This is a genomic window from Falsiroseomonas oryzae (assembly GCF_027856955.1).
Classification (GTDB): Bacteria; Pseudomonadota; Alphaproteobacteria; order Acetobacterales; family Acetobacteraceae; genus Falsiroseomonas; species Falsiroseomonas oryzae.
Map to the genome: position 1 here is coordinate 1 of NZ_JAPSMD010000771.1, position 1,409 is coordinate 1,409.

Here is a 1,409-nt window from a genome sequence, read left to right on the forward strand (position 1 = left end):
CGCCGGGCCGTGGCCGCACCATCCCGCGCGCCCGCAACGCCGAACCCCGCCGGCCCGGCCGTGCTGCGAATCGTCGCCGGCCGCCATCGCGGCCGTAGGCTGCTCGCGCCGGAGGGCGCGACCACCCGCCCCACCGCCGAGCGCGTCCGCCAGGCGCTGTTCGACATGCTGTGGCACGCCCCCTGGGCAGGACGGGAAGCGGTGGAGGGCGCGCGCGTGCTCGACGCCTTCGCCGGCACCGGCGCGCTGGGGCTGGAGGCGCTGTCGCGCGGCGCCACCTATGCCACCTTCATCGAGCAGGACCGCGCCGCGCTCGCCGCCCTGCGCCGCAACATCGAGGCGCTGCGCGAGCAGCCCGCGACACGCGTGATCCCGGGCGACGCCACACGCCCGCCGCGGGCCGAGGCGCCCTGCAGCCTGCTCTTCCTCGACCCGCCCTATGCCAAGGACCTGGTGCCGCGCGCGCTGGCCGCGCTCGCCGCCGGTGGCTGGGTCGCGCCCGGCGCGCTGGTGGTGGCCGAGGTGGGCCGGGACGAGACGCTGGACTTGCCGGGCTATAGCGTCCTGGCCGAGCGCGAGCACAGCGCCGCGCGGCTGGTCGTGCTGCGCGCGCCCGCGGGCGATGCGGCGGCCGCGCCGCCCACGCCGTAAACCGCAGCGCAACCTTCCCGGAAGGAGATTGTCGTGCCGGCCTGTTCGCGACAAGGTTGCCGCGCTCAGCCCGTTGAGGACACGTCGCCATGCCGCTGCTGAACGCCACCTTCCAGCCGCCGACGGCGCCGCCGAACAAGGCGCCATACGGCCGCGTCATCATGTGCGGTGTGCAGATCGTCGTCGCCGGCGGCACCAACTACAACTGGCTGCCCTGGCTTCCCGGCCAGGTGAGCGTCACGGCCTTCACCGAGAACGGCCTGATCACCGGGCCGATGTCGGGCTGCTACATCGTCGTCTTCAAGGATCCCGCGGCGCCGGCAACCTTCCCCGTGATGGTCGCGCATATCGGCACCTACAACCTGCCGGACAGCGAGCAGAGCATCGCGGCCAAGACGGCCTGGGCCGGGCTCAAGGGGAAGATCGGCGCGTCCAATATCCTCTACAGCTTCAACCCGACCTCGAAGACCAACCTCACCGACGCGGCCATCGCCGCGACCTTCACGCCGGCCACCGCCGCCCTCGGCGCACCGGACTTCTATGCCGCCGTGGAGAAGGCCGCCCCGGGCTACAACGGCTTTACGCTGCTCTGCCACAAGAATGCGGGACTCCGCGTCAGCCGCGTCGAGAATGCGACGGCGGAGAACCCGCCCTTCTGATCCACCTGGCCGCCCAGCCCGTCACCCCGGCGGCGTGCCCGCGGGCTGGCGCAGCACGCGCGCCGGCCTCGGCAGGGCGGCGCCGGCCGGCACAGGGGC

The 1,409-nt window shown here is 73.8% G+C and carries 2 protein-coding genes; both read left to right on the forward strand.

Features of this window, described 5'->3' with window-relative positions; genetic code table 11:
- The first annotated feature begins 60 nt into the window (after positions 1–60).
- Positions 61–651, forward strand: a complete 591-nt coding sequence (gene rsmD, locus OZN99_RS31530; protein WP_270939140.1) for a 16S rRNA (guanine(966)-N(2))-methyltransferase RsmD — start codon at positions 61–63, stop codon at positions 649–651.
- Positions 652–740: 89 nt separating this feature from the next.
- Entirely contained in the window at positions 741–1,310 is a 570-nt protein-coding gene (locus OZN99_RS31535) for a hypothetical protein (RefSeq protein ID WP_270939139.1), read from the forward strand.
- Positions 1,311–1,409: the final 99 nt, after the last annotated feature.